This window comes from Sphingomonas folli (assembly GCF_019429525.1).
GTDB lineage: Bacteria > Pseudomonadota > Alphaproteobacteria > Sphingomonadales > Sphingomonadaceae > Sphingomonas > Sphingomonas folii.
This window is the reverse complement of the sequence record NZ_JAHXZL010000010.1, coordinates 87,869-108,136: the sequence shown is the minus strand read 5'-3', so window position 1 is coordinate 108,136 and position 20,268 is coordinate 87,869. Positions and strand designations below refer to the sequence as shown.

Sequence of the window (20,268 nt, the reverse complement as noted above, 5' to 3'; positions counted from 1 at the left end):
CTCAGAGCGACGCGTCCGCCGCCAGCCCCGCGCGCCGCGACGCCGCCACGACGGTGTTGCGCAGCAGCACCGCGATCGTCATCGGCCCGACCCCGCCCGGCACCGGGGTGATCGCCCCCGCCACCGCCGCGACGCGCGGGTCGACGTCGCCGACCAGCCCCGCCTCGGTGCGGTTGATGCCGACGTCGATCACGGTCGCGCCGGGCTTGACCCACTCGGGCTGGACGAAGCCGGGGATGCCCACCGCGGCGACGACGATGTCGGCCATGCGCACGTGCGCCATCACGTCGCGGGTGCGGCTGTGCACCGTCGTCACCGTGCAGCTCTCCTGCAGCAGCAGCGCCGCCATCGGCTTGCCGACGATGTTCGAGCGCCCGATCACCACCGCCTCCAGCCCGGCCAGATGCGGGTGGACGTCGCGCAGCAGCATCAGGCAGCCGAGCGGGGTGCACGGCACCAGCGCGTCGAGCCCGGTGGCGAGCCGCCCGGCGTTGAGCGGGTGGAAGCCGTCGACGTCCTTGTCGGGGTCGACCCGCGCGATCACCGAGCGCTCGTCGATGTGGCGCGGCAGCGGCAGCTGGACGAGGATGCCGTCGACCGCCGGGTCCGCGTTGAGCCGGTCGACGAGGTCGACCAGCGCGTCCTGCGCGGTGTCGGCGGGCAGGCGATGCTCGAAGCTCGCCATGCCCGCGGCCAGCGTCGCCTTGCCCTTGGAGCGGACGTAGACCGAGGAGGCCGGATCCTCGCCGACCAGCACCACCGCGAGGCCCGGCCGGCGCCCGGCGGCCTGCGTGAAGGCGGCGGCGGCGGTGGCGACACGGTCGCGCAGCGCGGCGGCGAAGGCTTTTCCGTCGATGAGGCGGGCGGTCATGAGGGAGGCGCATAGAGCGAAGCGGCGCGCTGTGCCAGCGCCGCGGGATCGCCCCTGACCGTCAGCCTCTTCAGCCGCGCGGTCTGGCCCGCGACCAGCGCCACGTCGCGCCGCGCCACGCCGAAGTGGCGCGCCACCAGCGCCACCAGCGCGTCGTTGGCGGCGCCGTCGACCGGGGCGGCGGCGAGCCGCGCGGCGAGGTGCTCGTCCGTCCCCGCGGCGAGCGAGTCGCGCCCGGCGCGCGGGGTCACGCGCAGCGTCAGCGCGATCCCGTCCGCGGTCGCGCGCCAGGCGCTCAGACGGTGCCGCCCACCAGCACGCTCGCGGCGATGTTGTTGAGGATGATGTTGAGGATCACCAGCCCGAGCAGCACCACCATCGGCGCGAAGTCGATCCCGCCGGTGGCGGGCAGCATGCGGCGGATCGGGCGGTAGAGCGGCTCGGTCAGCCGGTCGAGACCGTCGTGCAGCCCGCGGATGAACGGGCTCGAGGTGTTGATGATGTTGAACACGATCAGCAGCGACAGGATGAACTGGATGATGATGATCCAGCGCACGAACGAGATCAGCACCTGCAGGATCTGGATGATGGTGAGCGTCAGCACGCGCGGCGTCTCCGTGATGGTGTGTCGGTCATATAGGGCACTGGCGGGGCCTGTGCCAGCGGGGCGTGGGGTGGCTTTCGAAGCTCAGATCCTCCCCGCCCGCGGGGAGGGGGACCGCCGGCCGCAGGCCGGTGGTGGAGGGGGGCTCCCGCATACGAGCCGGCGCGTTCGCGGCGAGCCCCCTCCACCACTCGCTTCGCGAGCGGTCCCCCTCCCCGTGCCGGGGAGGATCTATCCCCTCACCGCCGGATCAGCGTGCCCGCGCCGCGCCGCGTGAAGATCTCGAGCAGCATCGCGTGCGGCACGCGCCCGTCGAGCACCACCGCGGCGTCGACCCCGGCCTCGACCGCGGCGACGCAGGTCTCCAGCTTGGGGATCATCCCGCCCTTGATCGTGCCCTCCTCGCGCAGCCGCTTGATCGCGGCCGGGTCCAGGTCGGTGAGCAGCGCGCCGTCGCGGTCGAGCACGCCCGCCACGTCGGTCAGCAGGAAGAAGCGCGCCGCGCCCAGCGCCGCGGCGATCGCGCCCGCCATCGTGTCGGCGTTGATGTTGTAGGTGTGGCCGTCGGCGCCGATGCCGATCGGCGCGATCACCGGGATGATGCCGTCGCCGCTGAGCGAGTCGATGATGCGGCGATCGACCGCGACCGGCTCGCCGACGAAGCCGAGGTCGACCTTGCGCTCGATCCCCTGCAGCGGGTCCGCCTCGCGCCCGCCGACCTTCTCGGCCTGGACCAGGCCGGCGTCCTTGCCCGAGATACCCACCGCGCGCCCGCCGGCGCGGCCGATCCAGCCGACGATCTCCTTGTTGATCGAGCCCGCCAGGACCATCTCGGCGATCTGCGCGGTCTCGGCGTCGGTCACGCGCAGCCCGTCGACGAAGCGCGACTCGACGCCCAGGCGCTTGAGCATGCTGCCGATCTGCGGGCCGCCGCCGTGCACCACCACCGGGTTGATGCCGACCGCCTTGAGCAGCACCACGTCCTCGGCGAAATCGGCCTGCGCCTCGGGCTCGCCCATCGCGTGCCCGCCGTATTTCACCACGAAGGTCTTGCCGGCGTAGCGCTGGAGATAGGGCAGCGCCTCGACCAGCGTCTCGGCCTTGAGCGACGGGGGCACGGCAGCGATCGGGGCGGCGGGGGTCGGATCGGTCATCCGCGGCGCCATAGCGGCGCGGGCGCGGGGGCGAAAGGTCAGCCGTCGAGCCGGCGGCCCAGCGCGACCATCAGGTAGATCAGCGGCGGCACCAGCACGATCGACAGCACCACCTTGGCCAGCATCTGCCCCGCCATCAGCCAGCCCACCGCCGAGAGGCCGAAGGCGATGGAGATGAACAGCACCGAGTCGACGATCTGGCTGAGCGCGCTGGCGGTGGCGGCGCGGAACCACAGCAGCCGCCCGCCCTCGCGCCCCTTGAGCCAGGAGAAGATCGTGACGTTGAGCGTCTGCGACACGCCGTAGGCGACGATCCCGCCCGCCCAGATCCACGGCGTCGCGCCCATCATCTGCTCGAACGCGGCGAGATGCGCGCGGTCCATCTCGGGCGCGGCGGGAAGCTCGAGCACCACCAGGGTGAGCGCCATCGAGACGAGCAGCGGCACGAAGCCCATCAGCACCAGCCGCCCGGCGACCTTCTGCCCGTGCAGCTCGGCCACCGCGCTGGAGGTGACGACCAGCAGCAGGAAGGCGAAGATCCCCGCCTCCACCGCGAGCGGCGGCAGCCCCACCAGCGGCCCCAGCGCCGAGATCGGCCCGAGCGACACCTGCTTGTTGCCGAGCACCCCCGCGATGCAGACCATCCCGCCGTAGAAGATCGACAGGGCGAACAGCGAGCGCGGGATCGGGGCGTGGGGCGAAGAGGGCATCGTCGGCGTCGTAGCGGGCGCGGGGGGTGCGGGGAAGGTGTCGCGCGCGGCGAGCCATGCGCCGGAGATCCTCCCCGGCACGGGGAGGGGGACCGCCCGGCGCAGCCGGGTGGTGGAGGAGGGGCTCCGCGGGCGCGGCGCCTCGTGGCAGGGGTGGGCGGCCCCGATCGTGCTCGCCTCGTCTCCGAGGGCGGCGTCCGCGGACAGCCCCCTCCACCACGCCCTGCGGGCGCGGTCCCCCTCCCCGCGAGCGGGGAGGATCCCAGCGCTGCTATCCCCTCCCCGCCAAGCGGGGAGGATCCCGGCACCGCGAGGAGAGCCCCTCGTCCACCGCGCTCCGCGCGAGCCCCCGGCCAAGCGGGGAGGATCCCAGCCTCTCCCCGACCCGTCGCGGATCCGGCACACCCTTCCCCGGCTCGCGCGAACATGGCTGGCGGCGCGCGGCCACCGCTGTATGATCCGGCCCCGCGTGCGCGCCCTCGCCGCGCGCCCTCCACGCGGCTCACATCAAAGAAGAAGAATGCAGAGAATCCTGATCGGTCTCGCGGGCATCGCGGTGATCCTGCTGCTCGCGGTGCTGCTCTCCGCCGACCGCCGCGCGATCCGCCCGCGCGTCGTCGGCAGCGCCTTCGCGCTCCAGGCGCTGATCGCGGTGATCGTGCTCTACTGGACGCCCGGTCGCGCCGCGCTCGCGGGCGCCTCCGCGGGGGTGGCGGCGCTGCTCGGCTACTCGCAGCGCGGCACCGAGTTCCTGTTCGGCAACCTCGCCAGCCCCGCGGTGGGCGGGCAGAGCTTCGCCATCGCCGCGCTGCCGGTGATCATCTTCTTCGCCAGCCTGGTGTCGATCCTCTATTATCTCGGCGTGATGCAGCTGGTGGTGCGCTGGCTGGGCGGCGCGATCGAGCGGCTGATCGGCACCAGCAAGGTGGAGAGCCTGTGCGCCGCCGCCAACATCTTCGTGGGCCAGAGCGAGTCGCCGCTGGTGATCCGCCCCTATCTCGCCGGGCTGACCCCGCCGCAGGTCTTCACCGTGATGACCAGCGGCATGGCGGGCGTGGCGGGGACGATCCTGGCGGCCTATGCCTCGATGGGGATCAGCATCGACTATCTGCTCGCCGCCAGCTTCATGGCGGCGCCGGGCGGGATCCTGATGGCCAAGATCATCATGCCCGACCGGCGTGCCACGCCCGAGGGCGAGCTCGCGCTGGGCGACGTGCCGGGCGCGCCGCGCGACGTCGCGCTGGCGGACCATCGCCGCACCGCCGCGGGGATCGGGCCGGCGGCGCTGCCGAGCGAGGCGGCGCACCCGGTCGCGGGCGAGCCGCTCCCCGACGCGACCCACGACGAGGAGAAGCCCGCCAACCTCATCATGGCGGCGGCGCAGGGCGCGCAGACCGGGGTGAGGCTGGCAGTGGCGGTGGGCGCGATGGTGCTGGCCTTCGTCGCGCTGGTGGCGCTCGCCAACGGGCTGCTCGGCGGCGTCGGCGGCTGGTTCGGCCACCCCGAGCTGAGCTTCCAGGGGTTGCTCGGCTACGTCTTCCAGCCGGTGATGTTCCTGCTCAACGTGCCGTGGCGCGAGGCCGGGATCGCCGGCGGTCTGTTCGGCGAGAAGATCGTGCTCAACGAGTTCGTCGCCTATATCGATCTCGGCAAGCAGGCCGCGCAGCTCAGCCCACGCACCATCGCGATCGTCACCTTCGCGCTGTGCGGCTTCGCCAATTTCTCCTCGATCGCGATCCAGATGGCGGTGACCGGCAGCCTCGCGCCCAACCAGCGGCCGACGATCGCGCGGCTCGGGCTGCGCGCGCTGGCGGCGGGCAGCCTCGCCAACCTGATGAGCGCGGCGCTGGCGGGGCTGCTGATCGGCTGAGCGGCGCGCGCGCTCAGGCGCGTGCCACCGCCGGCGACAGCTTCAGCTCGCCGAGCACGCGGTCGAGATGCGCCAGCGCCTCGGGCGTGGGGCCCGGATAGGGGCCCTCGGTCGGCTGGTCGCCGATATAGCCCATGTCGGCCTTGCCCTCGGGCAGGCTGTAATAGCCCGCGACGAAGAGGTAGCGCAGCTTGTCCATGAAGGCGACCGGCGCGACCATCCGCGGCGCCGGCGTCGCCACCATCAGCGCGTCCATCAGCGCGGTGCGCTGCGCCGGCGCGAGCGCGACGAACGAGCGGCCGCCGAGCGCGCGGCTCTGCGCGTCGAGCCACAGGAGCCCGGGCAGCACCCGCTCGCGGTCGGCGCGCTGCACCGGGTACGGCGCGCTGATCCACTCGTCGACGAAGGCGCCGACGCCCAGCTTGCCCGCGCCCGGCGTATCGCCCTCGCCCGGCAGGATGAGGTCGCCGAGCAGGTCGAGCGTGGCGCGCTGGGCGCGGTCGAGCGTCAGCGGCCACGGCACGCTCGGCTCCATCAGCTTGGGGTCGCGGCCGTAGCCGGGCGCGGGCGGGGCGGGCAGCACCGCCGGCCAGTCGACCACCGCGAAGGGCGGCGCGACCGCGGCGGCGGCGCCTTGCGCCAGCGCGGGCGGCTCGAACAGCGGCAGCGCGGCCGCGGCGGCGAGCCACTGCAGCGTGGTACGGCGCGATAGGGTCACGCGAGGGCTCCCGTCTTGATGCGTTGCGCCAGCCGCTCCGAGTTGCGCAGCGCGAGCGCGAGGATCGTCAGCGTCGGGTTCTTGTGCGCGCCCGAGGCGAACACCGCGCCGTCCATCAGCACGAGGTTGGGCACCTCCCAGGCCTCGCCGTAGCTGTTCACCACCGAGTCGCGCGGGCTGGCGCCCATGCGCGCGGTGCCCAGCTCGTGGATGATCTCGCCGCCCGCGGTCATGATCTGCTCGACCGGCAGGTCGGGGCTGAGGATCGTCCCGCCGAGCCGCTCGAACACCGCGTGCGCGGAGCGGCGGCCGTGCGCCACCTGGTTGACCTCGTTCTGCGACCATCTGAACGCGAAGCGCAGCACCGGGATGCCGAACTTGTCCTTCACCCCGGGATCGATCTCGCAGAACGTGTCCTTGTTGGGGATCATCTCGCCGCGCAGCGTGAGCCGCAGCGTCGCGCCCGAGGACTGGCGCACCGCCTGCTTGAGCGCGCTGCCATAGGCGCGCGGCAGCGTCGCGGGCGGCGGGATGTCGAAGCGGCCGCCGATCTCGAAATGATAGCCGCGCGCGAAGTCGAGCTCGCCGCGCGCCTGCTCCTGGTACTGCCAGAAGGGAATATAGATGTGCTGCCCGCCGATCCCGTCCTCGTTGTAGCGCGGCCGGCCGGCGAGCTTGGGAATGTACGCGCTGAACGAGGCGCCGGTGGAATCGGTGAGGTTGCGCCCCAGCTCGCCCGAGCCGTTCGCCAGCCCGCGCCGGTCCCGGCCCGAGTTGAGCAGCAGCCGCGCGGTCTCGCCGGTGCCGGCCGCCAGCACCACCGCGCGCGCGCTCACCTGGTGGCGCTGCCCGGTCCTGCGGTCGACATATTCGACCCCCGTGGCGCGGCCGTTCGCGCCCGTCAGCACGCGCGCCACCATCGCGTCGGTGATCACGCGCAGCCGCCCGGTCGCGCTCGCCTGCGGCAGCAGCGACGTGGTCGTCTGGAACATCGCGCCGATGGTGCAACCGCGCGTGCACGGCGTGGCGTTGAAACAGGCGCTGCGCGGCGCGACGTCGTCGGGCATGTCGCGCGTCAGCACCGCGGTGTGCGCGGCGCGCACCGGGATCCCGATGCTCTCCGCCGCGGCCTTGATCATCATCTCGGTGACGCGCGGCTTGGGCGGCGGCAGCAGGCAGCCGTCGGGCGAGTCGGGGTGGTTCTCCAGCCCGAGCTTGCCCCCGTTGACCCCGATCATCCGCTCGACGCGGTCGTAATAAGGCGCGACGTCGTCGTAGCCGATCGGCCAGTCGACGCCGAGCTTGTCGCGCGAGTAAGGCTTGAAGTCGTACGGGCCCCAGCGCGGCGAGTGGCGCCCCCAATGGTTGGTGCGCCCGCCCAGCATGCGCGGGCGATACCAGCGGAAGTCGCTGCCCGGTCGCGACGTATACGGCTCGCCCTCGACCTCCCAGCCGCCGCCCACGGTGGCGTCGAAATAGCCGAAGGGCTTGTCCGGCGTCGAGGCACCGCGCAGCGGCGCGTCGCTCTCGGGCGCGAACATGTTGACCTCGGCCTTGGGGTCATAGTCGCGCCCCGCCTCCAGCATCAGGCAGCGCAGCCCCGCCTTGGTGAGGCTGTGCGCGGCCATCGCGCCGGCCGCGCCCGACCCGACGATGATCACGTCCGCGGGCGCGTCGGCGGCACCCGCGCGCGCCGGTGCGGCGCCCGCTGCTCGGGCCTGTGTCGACATGCTCTCTCCCACTCCACCCACGCTCGTCGCCCTACCTAATGGTCGGGGCAGGCAGCGCAATCCCCTGAGTGCCGCGGCGCCGGCACGGGAGACGAGCGATGTCAGCGGGATAGGCCCTCACTCCAGCCCGAGGCGCGCGGCGCGCTCGCCGACGCGCGGCTCGATCGCCAGCGCGGCGGCGCGGTCGCGCGCGGCCTGCGCGGCGCGCCCCGCCCTCGCGGCGGCGAGGCCGCGCGCGTAGAGCGACCAGGCCATGCGCGGCGCCAGCCGTAGCGCCGCGTCATAGTCGGCCAGCGCGGCGTCCACCTCGCCGCGCCGCAGCCGCACCAGCGCGCGGCTGTCGAGATAGGCGGGGCGCCCGGGCGCGAGCTTCAGCGCGGCGTCGCAGTCCGCCAGCGCGCCGTCGAGATCGCGGTTGAGCTGCGCGCGCGCCCAGCAGCGGCCGTTGAGCGCGTTGGCGCGGCGCGCGTCCTCGGGATGCGCGCGCAGCCACGCGTCGTAGCTGGTGAGCGCCGCGCCGGGGCGGTCGACCTGGTCCCACAGCCCGGCCAGCGTCAGCCGCATCGCGCTGGAGGGCGCCAGCGCCGCGTCGGCCGCCTCAAGGTCGGCGGTGGCGCCGGGGCGGTCGCCGCCGTTCAGCCGCAGCATCGCGCGCTGGAGCCGCGCGTCGGCGTCCTGCGGCGCGAGCTCGACCGCGCGGTCCAGGTCGGCGAGCGCGGGCAGCGGCTGCCGCTCGGCGAGCCGCGCCATGGCGCGCTGGCGATAGTAGCGCGCCTCCTTGGGCGCGAGCGCCACGGCGCGGTCGAAGTCGGCCAGCGCCTCGGCCAGCTTGTGGTTGGAGGCGAGCACCGCGCCGCGCCGGCTGAACCCCTCGGCGTCGGTCGGCGCGCCGGCGCGGTCGGTGAGGTCGATCGCCTCGCCGGCGGCGGTCCGCGCGCCGCGCGGGGTGAGGCCGAACATCGGGCCGCCCTCGTAGGTGACGTACATCGTCCGCGCCGCGTTGCTGACGAACAGGCGGTGCGTCAGGAAGAAATCGGCGCCGATCAGCATGTCGGTGTCGCCCAGCTCGACGTCGGCGATGACGATCTGCGGGCGGTTGATCGCCTCGCCGCCGATCTCGATCTTGCCGAGCGGCGCGCGCCACGCGGCCACGCCGCGTCGCCCCACGCCGATGCCCTGCCCGATCGCCACCACTCCGGGCGTCTCGGGCGTGACACCGATCCGCCGCGCCGCCGCGAGCGTCAGCATCGACTGCTCCGCGCCCGAGTCGAACACCGCGCGCACCGGCTTGCCGTCGATCGTCACGCGCGCGATCGTGTGCGGCTTGAACGGGCCGCCGCCGTCGGGCCGCTCCAGCCTGAGTGTCGTGACCGGCTTGTCGCCCGACCAATAGGCCAGGTTCACCTTGCCGCAGCCGGTCGACCGCATCAGCCGCACCATGCCGTGCGGCAGGTCATATTCCACGTCGGCCAGGCCGAGGATGTTCTGCCCGAGCAGCCCGGTCGCGCCGGTGTCGCTGCCGGCGACGACGAACTCGACCCGCGGCAGCGTCACGCCGCCCAGCGAGAAGTCGCGCGCCACCGCCACGGCCGCGCTGGCGAGCCCACCGACCCCCTTGACCTTGAACGACGGCGGCAGCGGCTCGACCTTGAGGCCGAGCTCGGCCGCGCTGGCGCGCGACAACGTGCTGTAGAAGGCGCCGCTGTCGAGGATGAACGAGACCTCGCGCGCGCCGATCCGCCCCTGCACGATGGGGCGTCGCCCCGCCATCGTCACGGGCAGCTCCAGCATCTTGCTGACCTGGCAGTCGGCGTGCGCCGCGGCCGGCGCCATCGCCGCCCCGCCCGCCAGCGCCGCCGCGGCCAGCGCCGCGGCCCGCCCCTGTCGCACCCGTCTGCCCCGCATCACCCACCTCCGCCACGGATCGTCGCGTGGCGCCCGTCGCGAGGCAAGCGCCCAGTGACGACCGCGGCGGCGCTTCCCGCTCCGATCCGACCCGGACCTCATTCCCCTTAGTCGACGGCCCGGCGAGACAGTCGGCACGTTCGCCGCGGCGGGTCGCGACACGATCGTTCCGGCCCTGACGCATCCTTTTCGCCGCCCCCTCGTATCCCCTTCGCGCGACGTCGGTTCATGTCGCAGAGGGAGAGCGTCGGATGGCCGCGGGCGAGAGACTGATCGAGGCGCACGCGCGCCGCCGCGCCGGGCGCCGCGCCTTCTTCCGCGGCGCCGCCACCGCGGTGGTGCTGGGCGCGGGCGGGCTGGTGCTCGCGCGCGAGGCCAGCGCGCAGACCGCGCCGAGCGACGCCGACATCCTCAACTTCGCGCTCAACCTCGAATATCTCGAGGCGCAATTCTACAGCTACGCGGTCACCGGCACCGGCCTGGCGGCGGACCAGCTCACCGGCACGCAGACGCAAGGGTCCGTCACCGGCGCGCGCCGCGCCGCGCTGAGCGATCCCGCGGTGATCCAATATGCGCGCGAGATCGCCGCCGACGAGGTCGCGCACGTCGCGCTGCTGCGCCGCGCGCTGGGGAGCGCCGCGGTGGCGCAGCCCGCGATCGACCTGTCGACCAGCGTCTTCACCGCCGTCGCCGAGGCCGCCGACATCGACCTGGACGCGAGCGGCGGCGTCTTCGACCCTTATGCCAGCGACGACAATTTCCTGCTCGCCGCCTATCTGTTCGAGGACGTCGGCGTCACCGCCTACAAGGGCGCGGCGCCGCTGCTGAGCGACAATGCCATCGTCGACGCCGCGGCCGGGCTGCTCGCCGCCGAGGCGTTCCACGCCGGGCTGATCCGCAGCGCGCTCTACCGCCGCGGCGTCGACGTCGACGACCTGCGCGAGAAGGCCGACAAGATCTCCGACGCGCGCGACGATCTCGACGGCGACGACCAATCGGACGGCCCGCCGCGCCGCGAGGGCGACGACGACCAGGGCATCTCGCCGGTCACCTCGATCTACGGCCGCGCCGCCAACGTGGTGCCCACGGACGGGCGCGGGCTGGTGTTCGGCCGCACCGTCGAGCAGGTCCACAACATCGCCTATCTCACCAAGGACCAGGTCAGCGCGGGCGGTTTCTTCCCGGCGGGGACCAACAATGCCAACGCGGCGCTGCGTCGCTCCGGCGCGAACTGAGGAGCGGCGCGATGAACGATCCGATCGAGTTCCTCGACCTCATGGAGCGCGCCGAGCAGCAGCGCCAAGCGCGCCGGAACTTCATCCGGCTGTGCGGCGGCGCCGCGGCGGCGACGGGCGGGCTGGCGCTGCTGTCGGGCTGCGGCGACGACGGTAATGACGCCTCGCCGGCTCCCTCCCCCACGCCGACGCCGAGCGGCGCGATCACCGATGTCGCGGTGCTCAACTTCGCGCTCCAGCTCGAATATCTCGAGGGCGCTTATTACGCCTATGCCGTCTCGGGCGGCGGCGTGGACGGCGCGCTGCTCACCGGCATGGGGACGCAGGGCGCGGTGGTGACCGGCAGCGGCGCGGGCGCGGCGCGCGCGGTCGACTTCGGCGACGACGTCGTCGCCGAATATGCGCGCGAGATCGCCGCCGACGAGATCGGCCATATCCGCTTCCTGCGCGAGACGCTGGGCGGCGCGCGCGTGGCGCAGCCGGCGATCAACATCTCGGGCAGCGCGAGCGTGAGCGTCGGCGGCACCCAGGTGGTCGGCGCCTTCACCGCGGCGGCGCGCGCCGCGGGGGTGATCGGCGCGGGCGACATCTTCGACCCCTATGCCGACGACGAGAGCTTCCTGATCGGCGCCTACCTGCTCACCGACGTCGGCGTCAGCGCCTATCGCGGCGCGGCGAAGCTGCTCACCGACAAGACCTATCTCGAGGCGAGCGCGGGCATCCTCGCGGCCGAATGCTACCATGACGCGACGATCCGCGCCGAGCTGTGGCGCCGCGGCCTGACCGTGCCGAGCGTCTACACGCGGGTGAGCCAGATCTCGGCGCTGCGCGACTCGCTCGACGGCGCGGGCGACACAGACCAGGACATCGGCACCGCCGCGACCGCCAACCTCGTCCCCACCGACGCCGACGGGCTGGTGCTGGGGCGCAGCGCGGCGCAGGTCCTCAACGTCGTCTTCCAGAGCGGCGCCGCGGTGACGGGCGGCGGCTTCTTCCCCGCCGGGCTCAACGGCACGATCGTGACGAGCGGCGCCGGCGGCTGACGGGCGGCGGGCCGTCCACCGTGCTCCGGCGAACGCCCGAGCCCAGGGCCGCGAGCGCCATCCCGCTGGCCCTGGGCCCCTGCGAGGAGCGCGCTCGCGGCCCAGGCGGGGCGGTCCAGAAGGCGGCGGTTCAAACGTGGCGGCGCATGCTGTAGGGGATGAGCGATCGGTCCCGACCCGGAGGTGAGATGGCCAGCGCCCTCAAGATCGCGCCCGGCGACAGCGTCGCCACCCTGCTCGACGACGCGCGCGCGGGCGAGACCGTCGCGCTCGCCGGCACGGTGCTGACGCTCGCGCAGGACGTGGCGCGCGGGCACAAGGTGGCGGTGGCCGCGCTCGCGCCGGGCGAGGCGGTGATGAAATACGGCTATCCGATCGGCCACGCCACCGCGCCGATCCGCCCCGGCGAGCACGTCCACTCGCACAATCTCGCCACCGCGCTCGACGCCGCGCTCGACTATCGCTACGCGCCCGCCCCGCCCGCGGCGCTGGGGCGCGCGAGCGGGACGACCTTCCAGGGCTATCGCCGCGCCGACGGTCGCGTCGCGACGCGCAACGAGATCTGGGTGCTGCCGACGGTCGGCTGTGTCGCGCGCACCGCCGAGCGGATCGCGACGCGCGCCGCCGCGCTGGTGGGCGACGCGGTCGACGGCGTCCACGCCTTCACCCACCCGCACGGCTGCTCGCAGCTGGGACAGGACCTGGGCGGGACGCGCGCGATCCTCGCCGCGCTGGCGGCGCATCCCAACGCGGGGGGCGTGCTGATCGTCGGGCTCGGCTGCGAGGAGAACCAGGTCGCCGCGCTGATCGAGTCGATCCCACCGGCGGCGCGCGGCCGCGTGCGCGCGCTCACCGCGCAGGCGAGCGCGGACGAGGTGGAGGAAGGCGTCGCCCTCGTCGCCGAGCTGGCCGCCGCGGCGCGCGCCGCGCGCGTGCCCTGCGCGCTCGGCGAGCTGGTGCTCGGCGTGAAGTGCGGCGGCTCGGACGGCCTGTCGGGGCTCACTGCCAACCCGCTGGTCGGCCGCATCAGCGATCGTGTCGTCGCGGCGGACGGCAGCGTGGTGTTCACCGAGATCCCCGAGATCTTCGGCGCCGAGCAGACGCTGATGGACCGCGCCAGCGACGCGCGCGTGTTCGACGGGATCGCCGGGCTGGTCAACGGCTTCAAGCGCTACTTCCTCGACCACGGCGAGACGGTCTCCGAGAACCCCTCGCCCGGCAACGTCGCGGGCGGGATCACCACGCTGGAGGAGAAGTCGCTCGGCGCGGTGCAGAAAGCGGGGCGCGGGCAGATCAGCGACGTGATCGGCTATGGCGCCGCGGCGCGCGCGCGCGGGCTGACCTTGCTGGAGGCGCCGGGCAACGACGCGGTCTCGTCCACCGCGCTGGCGGCGGCGGGCGCGACTGTGATCCTGTTCACCACCGGGCGCGGCACCCCGCTCGGTTTTCCCGTGCCGACGGTCAAGATCGCCTCGAACAGCGGGCTGGCGACGCGCAAGCCCGGCTGGATCGACTTCGACGCGGGCGCGGTGCTGGAGCGCGGCTTCGACGCCACCGCCGACGCGCTGCTGGCGCGAATCGTCGCGATCGCCTCGGGCGAGGCCACCGCGGCCGAGCGCAACGGCGAGCGCGAGATCGCGATCTGGAAGCGCGGCGTGACGCTGTGAGGGCCGTCCGCCGGGTGCCGCATGCCCCGGGATCCTCCCCTGCGAGCGGAGGTGCCTGACGGGGCGTGACGCGGCCAACGAGCGTCCCTGGTCTCACCGGCGGCGACACCCTCGGTCAGCGTCACCCGCTGCCCGTGCCGGCTTCGGCTCGCCGAAGGTAAGCCAAAGCGCGCACTCCCCTCGCAGGGGGAGGATGAGCAGGTCGCGCCCGCCATCTCACCCCGCCGCCGCCGCCCGCCTCCCCCGCCGCGCCGCGCTCACCCGCGCGCGCGTCGCCCAGAAGCCGTAGACCGCCAGGCTGCCGAGCAGCGCCAGCGCCAGCCCCGAGGCGGTGATCGCCAGCTTCCACGCCAGGCCGCCGACCTTGGCGGCGTGGAGCGGGTAGAGCTTCTCTCGCGCGCGCTCGTGCGCGCCGCCCGCCGCGGGGTCGGCGACCCCGACGATCCGCAGCGTCACCGGGTCGGCGTAGACGAAGGTGCGCCCGTTCGGCGTCCACTCGAACGACTGCCGCAGCCGCAGCGCCAGCGGCGCGCGCGCGCCGCGCGGCCACTGCACCCTCCGCAGCTCGGCGCCGGGGAAACGGTGCGCCGCGGCGGCGAGCAGCGGCGCGAGACGCGGCGCCGGCGCGGCCGACGGGCGCGTCGCCGGCAGCCGCGGCGGCCGGACCCGGTCGCTCGCCCCGAGCGGCGCCAGCAGCAGCCGCTCTACCGCGGGCAGCGCCATCATCGCGCCGGTCAGCAGCGACAGCGCGAGCAGCGGCGCGGTCAGCACGCCCAGGTCGCGGTGGTGGTGGACGATCGCCCCCGAGGTCATCCGCGCCGGCCACGGCCGCGGGCGGAAGCGCGCGCGAGTCCGCCACCACAGCACGGCGCCGCTCACCACCAGCACCAAGCCGACCAGCGCCGCGACGCCGATCACTGTCTCGCCCGCCTCGCCGAGCAGCAGGCGATGGTGGAGGTCGAACAGTAGCAGCTCGGGCCGCTGCCACGCGCTCGACCAGCGCGCCACCACCTCGCCCCCCTGGCTGAGATAGGCGCCGCCGCCGTCGCGGAACACGACCTGGTGCACCCCCAGCCCCTCGCCCGCCAACGTCACGCGATCGAGCGGCCGCGCGCCCGCGGCGAGCGAGTCGAGCACGCGCGCCAGCGTCGCGGGGTCACGCAGCGGCGCGTCGCCGGCGTGCGGCACGAGCGTCAATGGGTCGCGCCACACCAGCAGCGCGCCGGTGGTGCCGAGCAGCGCGAGCAGCGCGCCGACGATCGCGCCCACCCAGCGGTGCAGCAGCGCCAGCGCGCGCATCAGAAGCTCGCCTGCCAGCTCAGCGTCGCGTTGCGCCCCCGCCCGGTGTAGAAGCGCGCGTTGTCGGTCGGCCCCTGCGTGTCGCTGTAGTAAGTGACATAGTCGGTGTCGCCGAGGTTCTGCACGCTCAGCATCAGCCGGCCGACCGGCGCGTCATAGGCCAAATACGCGTCGAACAGGCGATAGCCGGCGAAGTCGTTGGCGATCGGCTGCCCCCGAAAGCGACGCGAGAGGTAATAGCGCCCCTGCACCCGCGCGCTGAACCGGCCAGCGCGATAGTCGGCGCTGAGGTTGAGCCGATCGGGCGAGATATTGGCCCCGTCGAGATCGGCGTCGAGCCGCCCGTCGCCGTCGGCGTCGGTGCGCCCGGTGACGTGGCTGTAGCCGAGCGCGAGGGTCAGTCCGGGCAGCGGGGTGAGCGTGTCGAGGTTGATCTCCAGACCCTGAATATCGATCGGCTGGCGCACCACGTTGAAGATGCCGTCGTCGCCGCGGACCAGCACCGACCCCGCCTCGCTCGACGACCAGTAATAGGTGCTGCTCGCGGTGAGCGGGCCGCGCCTGAGCTCGACGCCGAGCTCGCGGTTGTTCGAGATCACCGGGGTGAGATCGAGGAAGTCGTCGATCCGCACGTTCGGCTGGTTCACCGCGCGCAGCACGCGGCCGATGTCGGCGATCGTATAGCCCTCGGCGTAGCTGCCATAGGCGCGGATGCCCGAGGCGGGCTCGAGCACCAGGCCGCCGTTCCACAGCGCGCGCTCGAACCCGGGCGTGCCGCCGGTGACGCGCCGCGCGCCCGAGCTCGCCAGCGTGGTGTAGTCGGGCACGTCGAGCCGGACAGTCTCGTAGCGCACGCCGCCCGCCAGCCGGACGAGCCCGTCGGCCAGCTTCAGATTGCCCTGGGCGAACGGCGCGAGGCTGCGGAAGTCGGTGCGCGGCACCCACGCGCGCTCGGTCTGCACCAGCGTCTGCGCGGTGCGGTCGACCAGCGCGTCGAGCCCGGCGGTGAGCGTCAGCGCCTCCCATCCCGGCACCGCGCGCTCGTAGCTCAGCTTGCCGCCGAGCTTGCGCGAGACGTTGCGCGACTGGTCGAACAGGGTGCCGACCGGCGCGATCGCGGCGTCCTGGAAGGTCGCCAGCACGCCGCCCGCGAACGTGTCGCTGGTGCGGTTGTAGAAGCCCTGCAGCGTGAAGGCGCCGCCCGCGAGCGCGCCGTCGGTGAGCGACGCCGACACCATCTGCGCCACGCCGGTGGAGGGCTGGCCCGGGGTCGACCCGCGCCGCGTCGTCGCCGGGAGGCCGAGCGCGCGGCTGCCGTCGACGGGGACATAATGGTCGTTGCCCTCGAGGTGGAAGCGGCTCGCCACCACCTCCAGCCGCGCGCTGCCGCCCAGCGCCACGCCCGCGCGCGCGAAGAAGGAGAGCGTGTCGGTGTCCTGGATCTCGCTCTGGTTGCCGTCATAGCCGATGCGGCGCCCGCGCCCGTCGAGGAAGGCGCCGCGCCGCTCGAACGCCGCGCCCGCGGTCACGTCGACTCGCCCGGCGCGATAGTTGACCAGCGCGCCGAGCTTGCCCCCGAGCGACTCGCCCGAGAGATCGTCTCCCGCGTTGCCCTGCACCAGCGCGCGCCCGCTCCAGCCGTCGCGCTCGGGCGCGCGCACCGTCACCTGGTTGACCACGCCGCCGGTCGCGCCGATCCCCTGCAGCGCGTTGGAGCCGTAGATCACCTCGACCCGGTCGATGAAGAAGGGATCGATCGTGTAGCCGTCGCGCGCGCCGTCGCGGATCGGCGTGGTCTGCGGGATGCCGTTGATCGCGTAGAGCGGCGAGCGGCCGCGCAGCGTCTCGCCGACGCCGGTGATCTTCTCGCGCGTCGGCGAGAAAGCGGGGAGCAGCGCCGACACCGCGTCCACCACCGAGCCCGACACCGCCACCTGGCGCGACAGCGTCTCGCGGTCGATCACGTCCACGGTCAGCGGCAGCGCGCTGGCGGGCAGCACGGTGCGCGCCGCGGTGATGACGACCTCGTCCCGCGGCGCCGGCGCGTCCGCGGCGTCGCCCGGCAGCTGCGCGCTCGCCCCCGAGGCGCACAGCCCCGCCATCACGCCCCAGGTGATCCGCATCTCGTCCCCTTTTCCCGCCCCATGCTCCCCCGCCGTCCGCCGTGCGCCCGCGCACGCGGGAGCCCAGCCCTCGAGCGCCGCGGGGCGTCGCTCCCGCTTGGCGCTGGGTTCCCGCGCTGGCGCGCGAACGACGGCTGACCGGGGCGCCGATCCCGCGCGGGGGGATAACCCGACGACCAAGCTAATGCAAGTCGATCGCATTAGGGCCCGGCCGTCCCGAGCCGCGCGCGATCGCTGGCGCCCGCGCCCCGCTGTGCTACGCTCCGCCCCGAGGCGAACGCGTCGGAGAGGGGAGACGGAGATGGCATGGGGTGAGAGGGGCCGCCGCGCGGCCATGGCGGCGGCGATGATGGCGGTGCTCGCGGTGCCGAGCGGCACGAGCGCCCAATCCGCGCCAACACCCGCGCCAACACCTGCCCCCGCGCCCGACGCGGCCCCCGCCTCCTCCACCGCGACGACCTACACGCCCGTGGCCGCCAATCTCGCGGCGCGCACCTGGTTCCAGGACGCCAAGTTCGGCGTCTTCCTGCACTGGGGCCTGTACAGCGAGCTGGGCGGCAGCGGCTCGGCCGGGCTGGCCGAGTGGATCATGCAGGAGAACAAGATCCCGGCCGACAAATACGAGCGGCTCGCGCGTTTCTTCAACCCGACCAAGTTCGACGCCGATGCGTGGGTGCGCTCCTTCAAGGACGCCGGCGCGCGCTACATCGTGATCACCAGCAAGCACCACGACGGCTTCGCGATGTTCGGCAGCAAGGTGTCGCGCTACAATGTCGTCGACGCCACCCCGTTCAAGCGCGACCCCATCGCCGAGCTCGCCGCGGCGTGCCGGCGCCAGGGGGTGAAGCTGTTCTTCTATTACTCGCAGCTCGACTGGCACAACCCGGACTATTTCCCGCGCGGTCGCACCGGCCACACCACCGGGCGGCCCGAGTCGGGCGACTGGGAGCGATACCTCGGCTATCAGGACGCGCAGCTGCGCGAGCTGCTCACCCAATATGGCCCGATCGGCGGCATCTGGTTCGACGGCTGGTGGGATCAGGAGAAGACGCCGCTGCGCGATCGCTGGCGGCTCGACCGCACCTACGCGCTGATCCACTCGCTCCAGCCCGCCGCGCTGATCGTCAACAACCATCACCACGCGCCTTTCCCGGGCGAGGACTATCAGACCTTCGAGCGCGACCTGCCCGGCGAGAACAAGATGGGCTTCAACGGCGACGCGGCGACGATCGGCAAGCTGCCGCTCGAGATGGCCGAGACGATGAACGGCAGCTGGGGCTTCAACCTCGTCGACGACCAGTACAAGTCACCCGAGACTCTGGTGCGCACGATGGTGGGCGCGGCCGGGCGCAACGCCAATTTCCTGCTCAACACCGGGCCGATGCCCAACGGCGAGATCCAGCCCGAGAACCTCGCCACCTTCCACGCCATCGGCGAGTGGATGAAACGGTACGGCGAGAGCGTGTACGGCACGCGGGGCGGGCCGGTGCCTCCCGGCGACTATGGCGTGACGACGCGGCGCGGCGACACCGTCTACGTCCACCTGCTGCGCGCGCACGACGGGCGCGTGCGGCTGCCGCTGGCGGCGCGGGTGGCCTCGGCGCGGCTGCTCGACGGCGGCGCGGTGACGGTCACCGCGCGCGGCGGCGCGATCGAGCTCGCCGGCCTGCCGCCGCTGGGTGACCGCTGGGACCAGGTGGTGGCGCTTCGGCTCAGGCGCTGAGCGCGAGGGCGGGCGCGGCGACCCGCGGGTCAGAAGTCGATGGCGATCCCGTCGCGCTCCCAGTCGCCGTAGCGCACCGGGTCGCGACCGAGCGGGTCCCTCGCGGGCCGGTCGAGCGGCTCGGGCGCGGGCACCGGCGGGTTGGGGCTGAGATGCGCCGGCGGCTTCACGTGGTCGGGGCGCTGGCCCATGCGGACGTCCTTCCGATTGATCGCTCGCGTCGACAGGGACATATGCGCGGGCATGACCCGCTTCAACCCGCGCGCGCCGCGCTGATGGCGCGCACCGCCGCCCGGCCCGCCAAGCCCGCCCGCCCCGCCCGCGGCCCCGACCCGCTCGGCACCGCCGCGCGCCGCGCCGCGCTGCGCCTGCTCGACGCGGTGCTCCGCCGCGGCGAGCCGCTCGAGTCCGCGCTCGCGCTCGCCACGCGCGCGCTGCCCGGCGGCCCCGACCGCGGGCTGGCGCACGCCATCGCCGCCGAGACGCTGCGCCGCCTGACCGACCTCGACGCGCTGATCGACTCGGCGACGCGCCAGCGCCTGCCCGACGACGCCAAGGCGCGCTTCGTGCTGCGCGTCGCGCTCGTCCAGGCGCTGGCGCTGGGCACGCCGCCGCACGCCGCGATCGCCACCGTGCTGCCGCTGGTCGACGGCGGGCCCAAGCGACTGGTCCACGGTGTCTTCGGCACGCTGATGCGCGGCGGCGCGACGCTGCCCGCGGTGCCGACCCTGCTCCCCGCGGTGGCGGAGCGCTGGCGCGCGCATTGGGGCGACGACATGGCCACCGCCGCGGCGCGCGCGATCGCCGCGCCGCCGCCGCTCGACCTCACGCTGCGCGACCCCGCCGTCACCGCCGACTGGGCCGAGCGGCTCGGTGGCACCAGCCTCGCGCCCGGCCATGTCCGCCTCCCCGCCGACGCGGGCGCGGTGACCGAGCTGCCCGGCTATGCCGAGGGCGCCTGGTGGGTGCAGGACCTCGCCGCCTCGATCCCGGCGCGGCTGCTCGCGCGCGGCGCCGCGCGGGGGGCGCGCGCGCTCGACCTGTGCGCCGCGCCGGGCGGCAAGACGCTCCAGCTCGCCGCGGCGGGCTATGCCGTCACCGCGGTGGACGTGTCGGAGAGTCGCGCCGCGCGACTTCGCGACAATCGCGAGCGCACCGGGCTCGCCTATGACATCGCGCTGGCCGACGTGCTCGACTGGGCCCCCGACGCGCCCGCGCGCGCGGTGCTGGTCGACGCGCCGTGCAGCGCCACCGGCATCTTCCGCCGCCACCCCGACGTACTCCACCGCGCCGGCGACGCGACGATCGCCGAGATGGCCGAGTTGCAGGCGCGGCTCCTCGACCGCGCCGCCGACTGGGTCGCGCCGGGCGGTACCCTGGTCTACGCCACCTGCTCGCTCGAGCCCGCCGAGGGCGAGGCGCAGCTGGCGCGCTTCCTCGCCGCGCGCGCCGACTTCGCGCTCGTCCCGCCGGCCGCGGGCGAGCTGCCGCAGGGGGTCGCTCCCACGCGCGAGGGCTGGGTGCGGACGCTGCCCGGAACCGTCGAGGCGGTGGGCGGGTGCGACGGCTTCTTCGTCGCGCGGCTCGAGCGGCTTTAACCCGGCGCCGCATCGCGC

Annotated in this window: 17 protein-coding genes; 6 read left to right on the top strand and 11 right to left on the bottom strand. The window is 74.1% G+C overall.

Annotation, left to right across the window (positions count from 1 at the left end; translation table 11 throughout):
• Window position 1 precedes the first annotated feature (1 nt).
• The 5 genes from folD to KZ813_RS15380 all read right to left on the bottom strand — a co-directional run bounded on the left by folD (window position 2) and on the right by KZ813_RS15380 (window position 3,339).
• Complete coding sequence (folD, locus tag KZ813_RS15400) at window positions 2-871, bottom strand: bifunctional methylenetetrahydrofolate dehydrogenase/methenyltetrahydrofolate cyclohydrolase FolD (RefSeq protein WP_219755866.1); 870 nt, start codon at window positions 869-871, stop codon at window positions 2-4.
• On the bottom strand, window positions 868-1,134 hold the full coding sequence (locus tag KZ813_RS15395; protein ID WP_258046851.1) for a DUF167 domain-containing protein: 267 nt from the start codon (window positions 1,132-1,134) through the stop codon (window positions 868-870). Before KZ813_RS15395 ends, folD begins: the two co-directional genes overlap by 4 nt.
• A 32-nt stretch (window positions 1,135-1,166) precedes the next feature.
• Window positions 1,167-1,475: a YggT family protein gene (locus KZ813_RS15390; RefSeq protein ID WP_219755865.1), complete on the bottom strand. Its 309-nt coding sequence runs from the start codon at window positions 1,473-1,475 to the stop codon at window positions 1,167-1,169.
• Between the two features lie 239 nt (window positions 1,476-1,714).
• Entirely contained in the window at window positions 1,715-2,629 is a 915-nt protein-coding gene (argB, locus tag KZ813_RS15385; RefSeq protein WP_219755864.1) for an acetylglutamate kinase, read from the bottom strand.
• A gap of 38 nt (window positions 2,630-2,667) precedes the next feature.
• Window positions 2,668-3,339 carry a queuosine precursor transporter gene (locus KZ813_RS15380; RefSeq protein ID WP_219755863.1) on the bottom strand — a complete coding sequence of 224 codons (672 nt, stop codon included), beginning with the start codon at window positions 3,337-3,339 and terminating at the stop codon, window positions 2,668-2,670.
• A gap of 520 nt (window positions 3,340-3,859) precedes the next feature.
• Here KZ813_RS15380 and KZ813_RS15375 point away from each other — a divergent pair.
• Window positions 3,860-5,209, top strand: a complete 1,350-nt coding sequence (locus KZ813_RS15375; protein ID WP_219755862.1) for a NupC/NupG family nucleoside CNT transporter — start codon at window positions 3,860-3,862, stop codon at window positions 5,207-5,209.
• Between the two features lie 13 nt (window positions 5,210-5,222).
• Here the strand turns inward: KZ813_RS15375 and KZ813_RS15370 are convergent, their stop codons facing one another.
• The 3 genes from KZ813_RS15370 to KZ813_RS15360 form a co-directional block, all read right to left on the bottom strand.
• Complete coding sequence (locus KZ813_RS15370; protein ID WP_219755861.1) at window positions 5,223-5,927, bottom strand: gluconate 2-dehydrogenase subunit 3 family protein; 705 nt, start codon at window positions 5,925-5,927, stop codon at window positions 5,223-5,225.
• A complete protein-coding gene (locus KZ813_RS15365; RefSeq protein ID WP_219755860.1) occupies window positions 5,924-7,657 on the bottom strand; it encodes a GMC family oxidoreductase in 1,734 nt (577 codons plus the stop codon). Before KZ813_RS15365 ends, KZ813_RS15370 begins: the two co-directional genes overlap by 4 nt.
• Window positions 7,658-7,774: 117 nt before the next feature.
• A complete protein-coding gene (locus tag KZ813_RS15360) occupies window positions 7,775-9,562 on the bottom strand; it encodes an aspartyl protease family protein (protein WP_219755859.1) in 1,788 nt (595 codons plus the stop codon).
• 251 nt (window positions 9,563-9,813) lie between these two features.
• On the opposite strand from KZ813_RS15360, the gene KZ813_RS15355 reads away from it, so the two are divergent.
• The 3 genes from KZ813_RS15355 (at window position 9,814) to KZ813_RS15345 (ending at window position 13,507) form a co-directional block, all read left to right on the top strand.
• On the top strand, window positions 9,814-10,797 hold the full coding sequence (locus tag KZ813_RS15355) for a ferritin-like domain-containing protein (protein WP_219755858.1): 984 nt from the start codon (window positions 9,814-9,816) through the stop codon (window positions 10,795-10,797).
• 11 nt (window positions 10,798-10,808) lie between these two features.
• Window positions 10,809-11,840, top strand: coding sequence for a ferritin-like domain-containing protein (locus KZ813_RS15350; RefSeq protein ID WP_219755857.1), 1,032 nt, complete (start codon window positions 10,809-10,811; stop codon window positions 11,838-11,840).
• A 188-nt stretch (window positions 11,841-12,028) separates the two neighbouring features.
• Entirely contained in the window at window positions 12,029-13,507 is a 1,479-nt protein-coding gene (locus KZ813_RS15345) for a UxaA family hydrolase (protein ID WP_219755856.1), read from the top strand.
• A gap of 216 nt (window positions 13,508-13,723) precedes the next feature.
• Here the strand turns inward: KZ813_RS15345 and KZ813_RS15340 are convergent, their stop codons facing one another.
• Together KZ813_RS15340 and KZ813_RS15335 are read right to left on the bottom strand one after the other, a co-directional pair.
• Complete coding sequence (locus tag KZ813_RS15340; protein WP_219755855.1) at window positions 13,724-14,806, bottom strand: PepSY-associated TM helix domain-containing protein; 1,083 nt, start codon at window positions 14,804-14,806, stop codon at window positions 13,724-13,726.
• Window positions 14,806-16,929, bottom strand: coding sequence for a TonB-dependent receptor (locus KZ813_RS15335; protein WP_219755854.1), 2,124 nt, complete (start codon window positions 16,927-16,929; stop codon window positions 14,806-14,808). Before KZ813_RS15335 ends, KZ813_RS15340 begins: the two co-directional genes overlap by 1 nt.
• A gap of 301 nt (window positions 16,930-17,230) precedes the next feature.
• On the opposite strand from KZ813_RS15335, the gene KZ813_RS15330 reads away from it, so the two are divergent.
• Complete coding sequence (locus KZ813_RS15330; protein ID WP_219755853.1) at window positions 17,231-18,652, top strand: alpha-L-fucosidase; 1,422 nt, start codon at window positions 17,231-17,233, stop codon at window positions 18,650-18,652.
• Between the two features lie 29 nt (window positions 18,653-18,681).
• On the opposite strand, the gene KZ813_RS15325 is transcribed toward KZ813_RS15330, so the two are convergent.
• Window positions 18,682-18,843, bottom strand: coding sequence for a DUF1674 domain-containing protein (locus KZ813_RS15325; RefSeq protein WP_219755852.1), 162 nt, complete (start codon window positions 18,841-18,843; stop codon window positions 18,682-18,684).
• 84 nt (window positions 18,844-18,927) lie between these two features.
• Between KZ813_RS15325 and KZ813_RS15320 the strand changes: the two genes are divergently transcribed.
• Window positions 18,928-20,250, top strand: coding sequence for an RsmB/NOP family class I SAM-dependent RNA methyltransferase (locus KZ813_RS15320; RefSeq protein WP_219755954.1), 1,323 nt, complete (start codon window positions 18,928-18,930; stop codon window positions 20,248-20,250).
• Window positions 20,251-20,268: the final 18 nt, after the last annotated feature.